Annotated in this window: 19 protein-coding genes; 1 reads left to right on the forward strand and 18 read right to left on the reverse strand. The window is 65.1% G+C overall.

All coding sequences use genetic code 11. The features are described from left to right. Nucleotides 1–3 precede the first annotated feature (3 nt). The 13 genes from A8M77_RS14655 to A8M77_RS14725 form a co-directional block, all read right to left on the reverse strand. A complete protein-coding gene (locus A8M77_RS14655; RefSeq protein WP_086922240.1) occupies nt 4–321 on the reverse strand; it encodes a hypothetical protein in 318 nt (105 codons plus the stop codon). Between the two features lie 89 nt (nt 322–410). After that, nucleotides 411–1,379 (reverse strand): SU10 major capsid protein, encoded by a 969-nt coding sequence (locus A8M77_RS14660; protein WP_086922241.1) that lies wholly within the window; start codon nt 1,377–1,379, stop codon nt 411–413. Nucleotides 1,380–1,389: 10 nt separating this feature from the next. Beyond that, the gene (locus A8M77_RS14665; RefSeq protein WP_158100932.1) at nt 1,390–2,349 is read right to left on the reverse strand and encodes a hypothetical protein; all 960 of its coding nucleotides are present in this window, start codon (nt 2,347–2,349) and stop codon (nt 1,390–1,392) included. 98 nt (nt 2,350–2,447) lie between these two features. Then, nucleotides 2,448–2,756, reverse strand: a complete 309-nt coding sequence (locus A8M77_RS14670; RefSeq protein ID WP_086922243.1) for a hypothetical protein — start codon at nt 2,754–2,756, stop codon at nt 2,448–2,450. Continuing rightward, nucleotides 2,753–2,962: a hypothetical protein gene (locus tag A8M77_RS14675; protein ID WP_086922244.1), complete on the reverse strand. Its 210-nt coding sequence runs from the start codon at nt 2,960–2,962 to the stop codon at nt 2,753–2,755. The genes A8M77_RS14670 and A8M77_RS14675 overlap by 4 nt, the downstream gene beginning before the upstream one ends. Beyond that, the gene (locus tag A8M77_RS35205) at nt 2,959–4,305 is read right to left on the reverse strand and encodes a hypothetical protein (RefSeq protein WP_143694603.1); all 1,347 of its coding nucleotides are present in this window, start codon (nt 4,303–4,305) and stop codon (nt 2,959–2,961) included. The genes A8M77_RS14675 and A8M77_RS35205 overlap by 4 nt, the downstream gene beginning before the upstream one ends. Beyond that, nucleotides 4,306–4,632, reverse strand: coding sequence for a hypothetical protein (locus A8M77_RS14695; RefSeq protein WP_086922248.1), 327 nt, complete (start codon nt 4,630–4,632; stop codon nt 4,306–4,308). It lies immediately after the preceding gene. Between the two features lie 3 nt (nt 4,633–4,635). Continuing rightward, complete coding sequence (locus A8M77_RS14700; RefSeq protein WP_086922249.1) at nt 4,636–5,073, reverse strand: phage tail fiber protein; 438 nt, start codon at nt 5,071–5,073, stop codon at nt 4,636–4,638. A 9-nt stretch (nt 5,074–5,082) separates the two neighbouring features. Continuing rightward, entirely contained in the window at nt 5,083–7,422 is a 2,340-nt protein-coding gene (locus tag A8M77_RS14705; RefSeq protein ID WP_143694604.1) for a portal protein, read from the reverse strand. A 2-nt stretch (nt 7,423–7,424) separates the two neighbouring features. Beyond that, on the reverse strand, nt 7,425–7,616 hold the full coding sequence (locus tag A8M77_RS14710; RefSeq protein WP_086922251.1) for a hypothetical protein: 192 nt from the start codon (nt 7,614–7,616) through the stop codon (nt 7,425–7,427). Nucleotides 7,617–7,630: 14 nt separating this feature from the next. After that, nucleotides 7,631–9,031, reverse strand: a complete 1,401-nt coding sequence (locus tag A8M77_RS14715; RefSeq protein ID WP_086922252.1) for a hypothetical protein — start codon at nt 9,029–9,031, stop codon at nt 7,631–7,633. Beyond that, the gene (locus A8M77_RS14720) at nt 8,988–9,389 is read right to left on the reverse strand and encodes a hypothetical protein (protein WP_192871616.1); all 402 of its coding nucleotides are present in this window, start codon (nt 9,387–9,389) and stop codon (nt 8,988–8,990) included. The genes A8M77_RS14715 and A8M77_RS14720 overlap by 44 nt, the downstream gene beginning before the upstream one ends. Next, nucleotides 9,386–9,595: a hypothetical protein gene (locus tag A8M77_RS14725; RefSeq protein WP_086922253.1), complete on the reverse strand. Its 210-nt coding sequence runs from the start codon at nt 9,593–9,595 to the stop codon at nt 9,386–9,388. Before A8M77_RS14725 ends, A8M77_RS14720 begins: the two co-directional genes overlap by 4 nt. 470 nt (nt 9,596–10,065) lie before the next feature. On the opposite strand from A8M77_RS14725, the gene A8M77_RS14730 reads away from it, so the two are divergent. After that, a complete protein-coding gene (locus A8M77_RS14730) occupies nt 10,066–10,272 on the forward strand; it encodes a YegP family protein (protein WP_086922254.1) in 207 nt (68 codons plus the stop codon). Between the two features lie 383 nt (nt 10,273–10,655). Here the strand turns inward: A8M77_RS14730 and A8M77_RS14735 are convergent, their stop codons facing one another. The 5 genes from A8M77_RS14735 to A8M77_RS14755 are packed head-to-tail and all read right to left on the reverse strand — an operon-like array spanning nt 10,656 to nt 14,631. Beyond that, on the reverse strand, nt 10,656–11,216 hold the full coding sequence (locus tag A8M77_RS14735; protein WP_086922255.1) for a hypothetical protein: 561 nt from the start codon (nt 11,214–11,216) through the stop codon (nt 10,656–10,658). Continuing rightward, nucleotides 11,213–11,524, reverse strand: coding sequence for a hypothetical protein (locus A8M77_RS14740; protein WP_143694605.1), 312 nt, complete (start codon nt 11,522–11,524; stop codon nt 11,213–11,215). The genes A8M77_RS14735 and A8M77_RS14740 overlap by 4 nt, the downstream gene beginning before the upstream one ends. Continuing rightward, entirely contained in the window at nt 11,481–13,334 is a 1,854-nt protein-coding gene (locus tag A8M77_RS14745) for an AAA family ATPase (protein ID WP_086922257.1), read from the reverse strand. Before A8M77_RS14745 ends, A8M77_RS14740 begins: the two co-directional genes overlap by 44 nt. Continuing rightward, entirely contained in the window at nt 13,331–14,275 is a 945-nt protein-coding gene (locus A8M77_RS14750; RefSeq protein ID WP_086922258.1) for a hypothetical protein, read from the reverse strand. Before A8M77_RS14750 ends, A8M77_RS14745 begins: the two co-directional genes overlap by 4 nt. Beyond that, nucleotides 14,275–14,631, reverse strand: coding sequence for a hypothetical protein (locus A8M77_RS14755; protein WP_143694606.1), 357 nt, complete (start codon nt 14,629–14,631; stop codon nt 14,275–14,277). Before A8M77_RS14755 ends, A8M77_RS14750 begins: the two co-directional genes overlap by 1 nt. Nucleotides 14,632–14,688: the final 57 nt, after the last annotated feature.

The following is a 14,688-nucleotide window of genomic DNA, read 5'->3' on the forward strand; positions in this document are numbered from 1 at the left end:
GGCTCAGCGCTTCAGGTACTTCTCGAACATCACGAACTGGCTGTTCTCGCGCAGCCAGGCCTTGATCGCGGCTTGGCGTGCGCCGTTGTCGCGGATCAGCAGAAAGCGCGCGTACTCGGCCGGCGGGATGTGGCCCACCAGGCGGCCCTCGCCCCAGCGCTTGCCCTCCGTCGCCTCGCGCGCCTGTCGCGCGTACTCCAGGTGCGGCTCCGCGTCGTAGGAGCGCTGGACGATCAGGGAATCGCCCTCGAAATGCAGCTGCGTGCGCACGCCCTGCGTGCTGACGCCTTCGTCGACGGTGACGTTTCCCTCATGGCCCATGGCTCTACCTCCGGGTCGCTTCTCAGCGATGCCTTGAATGAAAAAAGGGCCTCCGGTGAGGGAGGCCCTTCGGTGCGCGCGAGCGCTGCTTACGGGGTCAGATCAGCGATCTTGCCCATCGCCTTCTCCGCGTCCACCACCAGAGTCACGTCGGCGGTGATCAGCACCTTCTCGCTGTCGCCGGTCTTGCCCATCTCCTCGGTACGGAAGCCGTCGAGGAAGGACAGTTCGCCGTGCTCCGGGTTCACCAGGAACACGTTGGACGAGCCCACCATGATGTAGTGGGGCACGATCTCGATCTCGCCGAAGTCCGACATGTACACGTCGGCCCCGCCGATGATGCGGCCCTGCTCCTTCTTGCCCACTTGGTAGCGGTTGACCGCGATGCCGGTGAAGGTGGAGAACACCACCTTGTGGTTCGGCGACATCACCGCCTGCGGGGGGACTTGGCCGCTGGCGGTGTAGGCCGCCTGCGCCACGGTCTTGAGCAGGGTTTCGGTGAACGCGCGAGCCGTGCCGGCGGTCGGTGCGACCAGCGGGGCGCCGGTGTTGTGCACCGGAGTCGAGCCGCCAGCACCGTGCGAGACGTTGCTGTACAGCAGGACACCCAGGCCGCCGAGCTTCGACGCAGCAGCCGAGGTGCCAGCAACAGCGGGGTTCGCGGACAGCGTGGCCGCCTCAATGTCCCGCTTGATCTCCTTCATCTTCTTCGCCTTCTGGTAGGCCATGGCCTTGGCCATGCCCGCCTTCTTGACGATGTTGGCGCGACGGCTCACCGCCGGGCGCTTGGTGAAGATCTGGCAGTAGTTGCCGACGCGGTCGGTGCCGGTCAGCGCCTCCGCCGCGAAATCGTCGCCGTCGATCGCCGCGTTGTCCTTGTTCGGCGCGGCCATGCCGTCACGCTGCCACTCGTGGTACGTGTTCGTCGCCGTGCCGCGGCCGAAGTTGGTGGTGATCGGGACCTCTTCGGGGTCCACGTTGTAGATCTTGTCGACCAGGTCCTCGCGAACAGAGCTGTTCACGTCGTAGCGGTCGAAAAGGTTTGCTGGTTGTGCCATGTCTGGCTCCTCAAAGCTTGGGGTTTTTCATGAGGAACGAGGTCAGGTCGCTGGTCCTCGCACGGCCCGTCTTGAACCGCTGCTCGACCTGCTTGCTGACTCGTTCACCCTGCGGCACCTTCTGGCGGACGCCCTTCGCTTTCTCGCGGAGCTTGTGGAGTTCCGCCGCGTCGCGCATGATCAGGACCAGCCGAGGGTCCTTGACCACCGCGAAGCGCTCCTTCTCGATGCCGTAGAGCTTGGCGATGTCGCCGAAAATTCCGGCGAGCTTTTCTTTGTTGATGCCGTTCTGGCCGAGAACGCCCCACGCGGCAGAGAAAGCCTTCGCCTCCTCGCCCTTCGCGCGCTCCTGGTGCTGCTGCACCGCTTCGCGCATGTCGGAATCGATCTCTTCCAGCGTGGCCTGGATCGCCCGGCGCCGCGCATCCTCGATGACGTAGGCGTTGGGGTCACTCGCGGCCAACTGGGCCAACTCGGCATCCGTCTTGAGCTGCGCAAGCTTCACGATTGCATTGCGGGCCTTGACGGCCTGCTGCGCATAGTTCTCGAGCCCCTCGGAGAGACGCTGCTGAACCACATCGAACGCCTGGCGCTCACGTTCGCCCAGCTCCATGGTCTTGCGGGTGTAGTCCGCATGCCGCTGGTAGCCGGCGATCATTTCCTTCTCGTCCACCTCAATCAAGATGTCGGCCCCGTCATCGCCTTTGACAGGGACTTTCCATTTCAGACCTTGTCGATCTTTGGCGCCGGCGTCAGCCTCCGGGTCCGCATCTTCTGCGTCCGGATCCGCGTCGGGATCGGGGTCTGCATCCGGATCTGCATCCGGGTCGGCATTCGAGTTGTCCAGCTCGTCGCTGGGCTCGGCGCCGCGGTTGGACTCAGCTCCCTGGTGGTCGGCCTCAGGGTTATCGACCAGGAACTGGGTCAGATCATCAAGAGATTCCGGGGCCGGATCGGCTTGACCGCTCATGTGATGTGCTTTCGATCAAGACTACCCCTCGATGGCACCAGGGGCAGACACGGGACGCCTCGCGGCGGAGCCCAGATAGGCGGGTGCGCGCCCAGAAATCAGCGGCCGGTGACGGACCGCAGGCCGCGGCGCAGGCGCGATTCGTCGCGCAGGTCGTCGGCCTGAATGCGGGCGTCGGCCAGGTTGCCCTGCTCGATCATTCCGCCCAGCGTGGCCTTGATGCGGTCGACCAGCTTGGCCTGCTGCAGCAGCAGCCGCTGCCCCTCCGCGTCGCGCAGATCGCACTTGCGCCAGGCCTGGAAGATGGCGCGGCTCATGCGCTCGAATGCATCATTGAAGGCCGGGTTCTCCAGCACCTGCCGGGCCTCCAGTCCCAGGGTCGCGGCTTGCGCGTCGTCTCGCTTCATGCTCGGGCTTCCCAGAAGATGCCCTCGGCACCGCACACACCGGCTGGTTCATCAGCCACGGCGAAGCGCTGCGAAGGGCAGTTGATCAGATTCGAGGACTCGCCCTGCGCGCGTGCGCAGTAGGCCATGTCCTCGTTCGTGTACTGCGCGCCGTCCTTGGTGCGCGAGTGCGTGCAGGTGCGGCACAGCCGCTCGGGTTCGCTCATGCCAGTAGCAGCGCCAACAGCGCTTCCTCTTCGTCCTGGTCCGCCAGGCGGGCCCGGGCTTGCTCCTCGGCCTGCATCTGCTGGATGCGGAAGGCCACCTGCGCCATGAAGAGCTGCATCGGGTCCAGCCGGTCGAACATCGGCGGCAAGACGGGCCGCTGCGCCAACCAGCCCGCCATCAGATCCCGGAAGCGCATCTCGGCGCCGTCGTCTTCCAACACCAGGCGCGCGGCCTCGACCTCGAACGCCTTCGCGCGCTTCTGCGCCCTCTCCTTCGCGGGCTTCACCCGCCGCTCGGCCCGCGCGTCCAGGACGCGCTGCAGCAGCGGCTTGAAGGACACCTCCCGAACACCGCCGACCATCTCGAAACCCATGCCGCCGGGGGCCGGCTGCGGTTGGCCGCCGGTCGTCATGGTGCTGGTCGTAGCCTGCCCGGCAGCCGGCACCATCGTGGACCTGGTCGCAGCCACGGCCGTGAGCGTGCCGGCGGTAGCGGCACCCGCTGCCGCCGTCATTGAGGCCATCGCGGTTGCGCGCCCCGCCATGCTGCTGGCCGTCGCCACGCCCGCGGCGCCTGTCATCGCGGAGGCGGCACCAGACTGCGCAGTCATCGTGCTCGTGGTGGCCGTGCCGGCAGCCGCAGTCATGTCCGCTGAAGAACCACCGCCTCCGCTCGCGTTCTTGAACGCGACCTGGACGCCGACAAATCCCGACACCGTGCCGGTGAAGGTGAAGGATGCGGTCTGCGTGCCGGATCCGGTCAGAACTTTGTACCCAGAGCCGTATGTGAAATGGGTACTGGCATTCGGCTCGATGTCGATCTGCGTGTAGCCGGACGTAGGTCCAGCTAACGACGACCCCTCACCGCCGCACGAGCCAGCTGCCACGTGGAAGCCGCCGAGCGACGACGAGGCCGCGGTGGTTCCCGCATTGCCCGAGCCTGCTGCCGATGCAATGGCCGCCGATGCCACCACGTCAACCGGTGCACTGGCGTCAAGGCCTGAAATTTCGAGAAGCGTTACTTCCGCATAGGTGTCAGTTGGAAACTGACCGGTCGCCCAGGTCGCTGTATGCGTGCCGGCCGCAACACTGGATGCCGGCTTGTAGAAGACCGCACAGTTCGGGCGGTACGCAGAGACGCCCGTGCTGCCCGTGGGGGCGATCGCCACCGACCAGCCGCCGGTCGGCGTGTTGATGGCCGGCGTCGGCGACGTGTTCGGCTGCGAGCACAGCTCGACCACCACCGCCACCGTGTTGTTCGCCGTGACTCCCGTGATCGACCTGGCGCCTCCCGTGACGCCATCAAGGAAGAACTGCGCACTCTTCTGAACGAGCGAGGACAATTAAAGCCTCTCGATGATTACCGCGGTGCGCAGGGTCTGCAGGATGTCCACATCGACGCCGCACTGGCCGGCCGGCACGTCCGGGAGGTGGAGCACCTGTGTTGTGCGCGGTGTGCCGTCGCGGTTCGTGGCCGCCCCTCCCTGGAAGCTGGCCGATGCGAGCAGGTCGCCGTCTGGCGAAATGAGGGTGATGCTGCCCACGTCGCCAGGCGGCCAGTTCTCGCGCGTGAGCGTGATGCGGAGCGTGCTGCGCTGCGGTAGTGAAGGCGCCAGCGAGATCTTGCGCGGCGAGTACTGCCGCGAAGTAACGCTCAGGACGACGGCCACACGTCAGTCCTCTGTGACGCATTGGCCTGCGTTGATGGTCGGCGTGACGCCGTTGCCACTGACGATGCTCGGCGACAGCGGGCCTTTGTAAAGCAGCTTGCCGGCGCCGCTGGAGGCCGTTCCCAGGCCCCAGTGCGTCGCAGTGCCGCTGCCTCCGGTGCCGGCCGGGAACACCGCATTGGTCCCCAGGCTGACAACGTTGCCGCTAACCGGAAAGTCGGTGCTGTTGCGGTTCTTGGCTACGCGCCCGTAGCTCGTGTAGGCAATTTCGCTGGTGGTCTGATCGCCCGCCTCTCCCGGGTCGGCCGTGTGCAAGCTGAAGTACAGGCTTCCGGCAACAGAGGAACCGCGCAGGCCCGAGGCGTCCCCGATGTTCGCGATCCACGTGTTTTGAAACAGCAGCAACAGGAAATCGTTCTCGAAGGTGTTGGACTTGCTCATGGTCTTTCCTTATTGGTGTCCGGCCACCCGGCCGGATTCATCGAGAACGAGGGGGCGCATCCGTCCGCCCTTCGTGATGCCGACGGGACGGCCTGTTTCGGGGTCGCGCACGATCTGCGCAGGCGCGCTGATCTCGGCCCTGAGAAGTTCCATGCCCTGCAGGATGGTCTCGAACGGGTCCGGGCCCTGCACCACTTTCCCCGTCTCGGGGTCCACGCCCCAGCCGGGCGGCAGGATGCTCTCGGGGTGAGAGATCTTCGCGACCGTGACGCGCGCGGCGTTGTCCTTGTCGGTCTTGTAGCGGCCCTCGGCGATCTTCGCGAGCTCGATCTGGAAGTCGTACTCCGCCTGGCGGCGCTCGCGCTCGGCGTCGCGCTCGTCGTTCTGCTGCTGCAGCGTGAAGTTGTTCTGCGCCTCGCGCTCTTTGAGCTCGGCTTCGCGGTCGATCTTCGTCATGGCGATCTGGCCGCGCAGCTGCTCGATCGTCACCTCGGGCGGCGGACCGCCGGGCTTCTCCGGCAGCTTCGCCTCGCCCGGGTCGGTGTAGTAGTTACCGATGTCCTTGATGCCCTGCAGGTCCAGCATCTTGGCCCGCGTGTTGTAGATCTGCCGAGGCGTGATCATCATCGGGCCCAGCGGGCTCTGCGCGAGTTGGATCTGGTCCGACACGATGCCGCGCATCACGGCCATCTGGCCCTGCTTGTCGCCGGTGCCCAGGCCGACGTTGATCGTCATGTCATAGCTGTCGCGCCATTCGTTCGGATCGAGCTCGACGAACTCGCCGCGCAGCCTGAAGGCGATCTTCTCCATGCCGCCTTCGGTCAGCAGGCGGAGGATGCCCTGGAAGGTCGGCTTCACCAGGACCTCGGCGAACACGCGCGCAATCAGCGCGGTGCGCTGCTTCGAGGCATCGTCGATGATCTGCGCTTCGCCCAGGGTCCGCTCGCCAGGCCGCAGGGCGTTCGGGTCGATGCCCATGCGGTTCATGGTCAGGCCGGTGCGCTGCTCGCGCATGGCGTCCACGTAGCCCAGCAGTGGCTGCATCTGGTTGCCGACGTAGGGCGTCGCCTCCACGCCGACGGCGTTCTCTGCCCACTGCTGCACCACACCACCCGGCCGACCGTCCAGCAGGTCCTCGATGCTGGCCAGCGGCGCGCCATTGCTGTCGACCATCACCGTCTTGCGCGGGTTGTTGGCCAGGATGGCGTTGTTCACGACGCCGCGCATCAGGTCGGTGCGCAGCTTCTGGATGTCGCTCACGAGCTCAGCGATGCTCATGCCGTCCCAACGGTGCTGCACCAGCAGGGGCGAGCCGGTGGCAACCGGCACCTGCGGGCATTCCTCGCTGGACAGGATCCGCTCCTTCAAGCGGAAGACCTCGCGGCGCTCCGAGATGCCGTCGCCGTCGGTATCCACCAGCACCCACTCGATGCGCAGCCACCCGGTGGTCTGGCTCTCGTCCTCGGTCTGGGTGTTCGACAGGTCGGTCGTCACGTCCTCGTTCAACCCGCCGGTGCGGTCGCGGCGGTTGATCGAGTCGATGGTGCCGCCGGGCTCCGAGCTGGCCGCCAGCTCTTCGGCCGTCACGTCCTTGTGCCCCATCTGGTGCAGGTCGGACAGCGTCACCTCCATGACGCGAGACACGTAGGGGCAGTCGTGCAGGAGCGGGCTGGTCCAGTCCCGCTTCACCAGCAGGTTCTCGGGCTCGAAGGCCTCGACCTTCACCACCTTGCGCTCGGTGATGCGCGCGATCTTGGCGTTGATCAGGGTCTGCAGGAGGGGCTGGCCAGCTGCATCGAGCGCCGGCTGACCCGTGGCAGGGTCCATCAAAGGCGCCTGGTACTCCTCGGCCGCCTCGATCTCGTCGCCATCCTGCATGGCGGCGGCCAGCACCTCCTCGGTGGCGCCGCGCACCGGAATTGTCTCCTTGCTGCGCACCGTCTCCTTGCGCCAGTGCACCGCGCAGTTCTTCTGCTGCAGGGCGTCCTTGAACAGCGTGTAGAGCACCAGGAAGCCCGGGTTCTGCTTGTAGAACACGTAGTTGCAGGCGTCCGTCGCCTGCTGCGCGCCCTTCACCTCCGACTCGCGCGTGGGGTCGAAGACGACCGCATCCTCGCTGGAGACGAAGATCTTCAGCAGCTCGGCCAGCAGCCACTCGACCGTGTCCTGCACGTCCGAGGTGATGATCTGCGACCAGCCCTCTTCCTCATTGCCGTAGGGGCGGCGGTAGTACTCGCGCACGGACGCCCGGCGGGCGGACGCGAGCAGACCGAAGGTGAAGTCTGCTGAGTCCTCTTCCAGCAGCTGCAGATGGCTCAGCAGCTTCTCGTCGTCCATGCGCTCTGCCACGGTCAGTCCTTGCCCTCGGCCGTCGCGCGCTGGCGTTGCAGCGGGGACTTCTCGGGCCAGGGCGGGCAGCCGTTCACGGCCGAGCCGTCCGGGTAAGTGTGGATCTGGCTCGGCTGCGAGTCGTCCGCCGCCGTTTCAGCGGTTTCGGCGGCCGCGCCGGTGCTGGCCTCTGGGGCCGTCGTGCGTTTTGCCATGGTGGCTCCTTTCTTCAGGCCAGGGCCCGGTTTCGTTGCTTCAGCGGTTTCGGCGGCCGCGCAGGGGCGCCCAGGTCTGCGAACGTCAGCAACCAGGCGTCGGCCCGGTTCGGGCTCTTCACGCCCCGCTTCTTCAGCTCGGGCTTGCCCTCGACCTTGATCAGGCCATTGCTCAGGATCGAGTACGTCGGCACGCACAGCTCTGCGATCGTGTCGTCGTCGTCGGCGAGGTGGCAGTCCTTCGCCTCCAACCACTCGCGGCCCTTCCACCAAAGCTCATCGCGCAGCCGGTTGAACTGCCGATCGGCCTTGTCGTTCACCGCCTCGGCCTCGGCGACGTTGATGCCAAACACCGGCAGGCCGAGCTCCTTCAAGCGATCGACCACGCCGGCGCCGATGCCGATCACGTCCACATTGATCGACCGCGGCCGTTCGTGCTCGGGCGTCTTGTCCCACTCCGCCTTGATCAGGCCGGCGGTCTGCATGGTGTCCTTGCCCCACCATTCCTCCACCGGCGCCAGTTGGTGGTTGCCCTTGCGCTTCGCCAGCGCGGAGGAATCGTCGCCGAAGCGAGCCACGTCCACGCCCCAGATCACCGGCGCGCTGGCCACCACCGCCACCTCGCGGATCTTGGCCGCCTCGCACAGCTCCAGGGAGATCACGCCATCAGGTGCACTCACGAACTCTCCCTTCACCCGGACCTTGAAGACCGACGACTGACGCCCGTACTTCCTGGCCATGTTCTCGATGTAGGCCCGCGAGACCATCGGGCTTGCCTCGCCATCCCAGTGCAGCGCAGCCCAGGACCCGCGCATCTTGTGGTGCGAGTCGAAGAAGTAGCCGCTCTGCCGGGTCGGGTTCGCCGCCATCACGACGAAAGCGCCATCAGTGGACAGCGCACCCTCCGCGACCTCGAACACGTTGTCGGCGACGCCCGAGGCTTCATCGATCAGGAACAGGATGTGCTCCGAGTGGAAGCCTTGCAGTGCCTCCGGCCGCTCCGGACGCGATGTGCGCGCGACAGAGAACGATTCGTTGGGTGCCGCACTCATCCGGAACGCTCCGGCCGACCAGGTGAACTGCTCACCAAGGGCCGGAAGCCGCTCCTTCATGGTCCGATGCCACTTGGCGATCTCCGACCACAGCACGTCTTCCAGCTGGTGCGCGGTCGGGGCCGTCGCCGGCACCTTCGCCGGGAAGTAGCACGACAGGAACCACAGCACGCACCAAGCCATGAAAGTGGACTTGCCCGTGCCGTGGCCCGAGCGGATCGACACGCGGCGCGTCTTCACCAGGTGCCGGCTGGCGTCCCACTGCTGATCCGTGGGCTTCGCTCCGAGCACCTCCTGCGCGAAGAGAGCCGGCCCACCCTTACGCCACCGGAGGACTGCCCGCTGCGTCTCGGTGAGCGCCATTCAGTTCTGCGAGCTCTTCGGCCAGGCTCCGCACCGTCACGCCGCCCGAGTGCTCGATAGCCTGCAGGCGCGGATGGATGTAGGGCGCGGCGTCCTTTGCAATGGCCGAAGCCTCGATCATTGCGTCGAGCGGCACTGCGCCGCGCTCTGCGTCGGTCTGGGCGGCTGCCTGCATTCCATCGAAGCGGCTCACCAGGGCGCGCATCGTACGCAGCATCACCTCAAGAGGCGTCAGCCCATCCTCTGCCGCCTTGTCGGCGATCTCGCGCGTCTTCTGCGTCGCTGCCCCGGGTTTGCGCCCTGCCCCTTTGCGCGAGCCGCCGTGACTTGATTTATCTTGATTCTTTTCAAGAGTCACGGCAGGTCCCCCACGCGCATGCCGAGCGTCGGCAACTTGGCGAACATCACCGTTGCGTATTCCCGCATTGCCGCAGCGAGGAACCGCATTGCGCCGTCGATCATCATCGTCGAGGCCAAGTGGTCGAAGCTGTAACCGTGCTTGCCCTCGAACCACTCATCGAAGGTTTGGAGTGCGGGCGGGGTCGGGTTGGTTGACATGTTCATGGTTCGGGGCTTCCTTGGCTTGTCCGATGGGGCCCATCCGACTTACGCTCGCGCGCTGGGCCTGTTGCGGTTCTCACTCTTGCCTCGCAACCATCGAGTGCGGATGGTGGAAACATTGGCGCGGATTGCCCGCCGCGCCGGCACGCGAGGCTGGTGCCTGTTCGCCGGGGTGGTTGAAACGGTGCCGCGCGCGAAAGAATCGACCAGTCGTGACGAAGTGCACGCGCATTCGACTTTGGTCGCATTGCCTGCAGGCGAATTGAAGCGACGATGCCCTTCCGCGCCGACGAGCTTATTCGCTAGGGCCTTCTCCCTCGGCAGCTTCGGCTCTCAAGCGCGCTGGCAAACCCAAAATGTCTTTCAGGGGGCAACTGAAGATCGGCTGGTCCCTGCGCAGAACCTCACAACTGCCGTCATCCTTCAAAGTGAAGGATGTCTCGCCGATCACAACAACTCGACTTGGAGAATTCATGAATGTTCCCTATTTCTTCGTCTACAAGGATCACGCCTCGCAATGGCGCTGGCGCTTCGTGGCGAGCAATGGCAGAACGATCGCCGACAGCGCGGAGAGCTATCACAATCTTCAAGACTGTGAGCACGGCATCGCACTGGTGAAGAAGGAATCGCCGGGTGCCGTCACCATCGGTGATGACAACTACAAGCGCAACCGTCCCTAGCTAGGAGGAAACGATGCCCGGACTTACGAATCATCAGGCGTACACGAACGCATGCTCGATCATTCAAGGCGCATTGCAAGGGGAAGGACTAAAACTCATTGGTCCGTCAAGCAATCCAGATACTGAGCTAGCCAAAAAGGCTGCGGAGCGGGATGCGGTCTACTTAAGCACCCTGATCAACAATCTTGCGAAGGCCCTTACTTCGGCTACTGACTAACCGCGAGAGAACGAGAAAAGCCGCCGAGCTGTGACGCTGGGCGGCTTCGGGGTTCTTGGGGACGAGTTCGCCCAACGTGGGGCCAGGGTGCCGCATTGTTATTTGACCCGGGCTGCCCGGTGACGGCTCTCAGCATTCTACCGTCTGGTAGAGCATCTGCAACCCCTCACCCCATGCGCTCGCGCAGCTTGTCCATCGCTTGCGGCCCGGCCTCGGACTGGTTGCGCTCCATCTCCGAGATCATCCAGGCGGCGAGCTCACGATGGTCCTTCGGGAACTGCGGTTCGAACGGGATGCGGCCGGAACCCGCGCACGGGCTGCACTCGCGTGAGCCGAGGGTCTTCGTGCCAGGAATCAGCTCGTAGCCATGGCCGCCGCAGGGCTTGCACCGGCCGTCACGATGCCAGGCAAGGCAGGCCTTGGCCATGTTCTCGGCTTCCCGGCGGTTCAGCTTCACACGCATCCGGCGGGCCTGCCGCCATGCCAAGTCCGACAAGATCTCCACGACCTGCACGGACGCCGAGTTGTCGCCAAGGAAGAGCCGCTGCAGCGCCACAGCCAGCGGCGCACGCCAGACGCGATTGCCCTCGCTGTCATGGCCCCGCCGCAGGTCGCGGTCTGCCAGGCCCATCGCGCCCAGCACGTCGGAGTCTGAGAAGTTCGTGCGCGCCTCGCTCTTGAGGTTCGAGGACCGTACTGCGCTGGCGTAGCGCTCGATGATCTTCAAGGCAGCGCCTCGTATGGGATGAAGCCATCCTCGTCGCGGTGCTTCGCGTTGTAGCGCTCGGCGACCTTGGGCGTGACCGCTGCGGCGGCCTTGTCGATCACCTCTCGATCACCGATCAGGAGCGGCACGTATTGCATGTCTCGATCGTCAGCGAAGGCCTGCATGTGTGAGTTCAGCATGTCGTCCAGCGTCTCGATGTGCAGCATCCCTTGCTTCTGGCTCCACAAGAGCACCCACACCTTTAGGGTGTCGAATGTCGGATGCTCAGCGAGCAGAGGGCGCTTCGGGCGATTGGTCGTATCCGGCATAGGTGGGTTCCTGGGTTGAAAACTCGACGAACGAGAGGGGATAGCGGCGCGGCTGCGTGCGGTACTGCTGCGAGGCCTTGTCGAACCAAAGCGCGAGCGTGTAGTCTTGGAAATCGCCGTGGCGGTTCTTGGACAGCACGAGCTCGGCATCTGGCTCCTCCTGCTTCTTCTTCCACTTCTCGACCGCCTCGGGGTCGTCAGCGCTGGGCAAGGCTTCGTCTTTCTTGTTCCGCCAGACGGCGAACGTGTTATCGGCTGCGTTGATGATGTCGCCGCTGCCGGCAACGTCCATCTTGGTCGGCGGCCGTGCTTCATCCTTGCCCTTGCGCGGGTGTGCGACCAGGTGGACGTGTGCACCGTGCCGCTTTGCGAAGTCGCAAATCTTCTGAACGGCGGCCTTCTGCGCGGACAACGAGCCAGGCCCATCGACCGGTACATCGATCATCATCAGGCTGTCGATGACGAAATGCCGCACGCCGTGGCGCCGCGCTGCATAGGCGAACACTTCGAGCAGGCGGTCGAGCTTCGCGCTACCGACCACGTCGAAGATCCAGCACCTGTCGCGCAACCATGCGCCGATGGCACGGATGTACGGGATCGACGGCCGATCCAGACCCGAGGCCTGCTTGTGAACGCGCTTCAGGTGCCGCGCTGGCGTCAGCTCGCCGGAGAAGATGACGACCTGTTCGCCCTGCTTCATCAGCCCAAGCAGCACCTGGTCGAGCATCAAGCTCTTGCCGTGACCGTTCCAGCCCGTCCATGCCGTGTACTCACCGCGGCGGAACTGGAACCAGTCGAGGTACTTGTCGATGAACAAGCTCGGGTCCTTCGGCGCCTCCGGGTCGGGGTAGAACAGCGCTTCGACCTCGGCTGTGTGGTCGTCCGCGCTGGTTAGCTCGTCCGGATCGAGCGGCCGCGCTTCTTCGATCGCCTGCTGAAGGTCCGAAGCATCAGCGCCGTCCTGCAGCCACTGATTCGCGTCCTTCGCCGCATGATGGACGATCCGGCAGCGTTCGATGCCCAACCGGCGGACAACCTCGGTCGCACCCTTCTTGCCCGGCTCGTCGTTGTCGAACCAGACGATGATCTCCTCGAAGCGTTCCAGGCGTTCCCAGTCGCTTTCGATCCATTGGTGATTGCCGGCGCCTGCGTTCACCGAGAGCGCGGGAATGCGGCACTGGTGGAGCGTCATGGCGTCGATCTCGCCCTCGCAGATCGTCACCACTCGAACGTTCGGGCTGATGAGGTGCCAGCCGAACAGGCACGGCATCGCGTCCTTCTCCTGGCCCATCCCCTTTTTGTCGTCGGGGTTCCGGTACTTGCCGTTCACGTACTCCCCGTCACGCAGGTAGGGGAACAGCGCCCAGGTGGAGCCGTTGCGTTGCACCTCGCGCACCTTGAAGGCCTCGATCGTCTGGTCGGTCAAGCCGCGGCCGCGAAGCCAGGCATAGACCGGTCCAACAGGCTTCTGGGTCTGCGGCTTCGCGGGCTTGGTGAAGGTGCGTTCTGGCGGCTTCGGGAAGTCCTCGCGGATGCCCAGGAACTGCTTCGCCTCCTTCATCGCCTCGATCAGCGTGAGCCCGTGGCAGGCCATCCAGAGGTCGAGCAGGTCACCGCCCTCCCCGCTCGCGAAATCCTTCCACACCCCGGCCTTCGCGCCGGTCAGACGCACCGAAAGGCTGTCGCCCGTCTCGCCGCTGGTGTTGCCCGCCTTCCACTCGCCGGAGGCCTTCTTGCCCTGCGGCAGCAGGTGCCGGGCGATCTCGGCGGCGTGCTGCGCCATGCGGACCTTGAGTTCGCCGGCGTTCAAGCGGTCGCCCCTTCCTCGACCAACTTGCCGGCACGGTAGAGCTGGTAGTTGCCGACATGGCAGCGAGCGTTCTTGGCCTCGTACTCGGTCTCGAATCCCGCCGCCTCGAACCACCGCATGCCGCTGTCGTTGACGGGCACCTTCGCGCCCGGGATCTCGTCCTCCCATTGGCCCTTGTTGAGCCAGGTCGACGCATGGGGGATGAATCGCCCGTTCTCTCGCCGGTCGAGGTGCGGTCGCTGAGCAGCGAGCGCGCCCAGGATCGTCGCCTGCAACGCCTCGTCCGGTGCCAGCTTCAGCCAGGCCCGCAGCGCTGCCTGCTTGCCGACCTTGCGAGGGTAGGCCGCGTAGAACGCCTCGAAGCCCGGCATGCTCTCGATGGCTGCAGTCGGTGATCGACGCGGTCGCCCCCCTTGGGGGGTATGGGGGGAATCAGGAATCAGTGAATCAGGAATCAGGAATCCGGAATCAGGAATCAGGGCGTTAGACACTTGTTCTTTAACTGTTAAGGCACTGTTATCTGACAGTGCTGCATCAGTTATCGAACAGGAAGCCAACGATTTCTGACCTGTTGCATATCCGTTGGGCTTGCGTTCATGGACAGTGACCATCCCGTTTTCATCCGGGATGTCGCCATCTTTTTCGGTCCCGTGCGGGGCCTGGTGCTTGCTGAAGTTGACGATCTGGATGCAGGCCTTGCCCGCTGCGGAATAGCGCTTGATGAAGCCCGATGCATGTAGGCGAGACAGGATCGCGTCGGCATCCGCATCGTCGTCGTAGGGGATCGCCTGCTTCGCGATCCGCTTCGGTCGATCCTCAAGGCGCCCTTCGCGGTCGGCCAGCATCCAGAGGTAGATGAACAGCAGCCTGTCGATCGGCGCCAGCTCGGCCAGCGCCTCGTTGTCCATGATCGAGGGCTTGATGTTGCGCGCGCGGGCCATCAGCGTTGCGCCCCCACTTCTCCTGAAGCCGCGTGACCCATCGTCGCCGACTCCGCGGCCGCATACTGCTCGATCTCCTTCTCGACCTCGGCCCAGGCTTCGGCCGCTTCGGCCTGCGCCTTGGTCAGCGCGGTGATCAGCGCCGGCACCTTGTCCTGGTCGATGACGATGTGGTGCACCTCGCTGTCGAAGTTCTGCTCCATCAAGACGACGTTGCCACCGCCACCGGGGTAGACCGCAAGCTTCTGCAGCGAGTCGTCGATCAGCATGCAGCCGCCCTCGCGCAACTCGTCGAAGGTCGGGGCGGTGTCCTCGCTGGGCGTGAACGCCGCGTCGGGTAGGTTCGATGCTTTCATTTCCAACATCCAATCTCGTGATCCGTGCACCACTTGGCACGGCTCAGGCTGCGGTGC

It is taken from the genome of Variovorax sp. JS1663 (assembly GCF_002157355.1).
Classification (GTDB): domain Bacteria; phylum Pseudomonadota; class Gammaproteobacteria; order Burkholderiales; family Burkholderiaceae_C; genus Variovorax.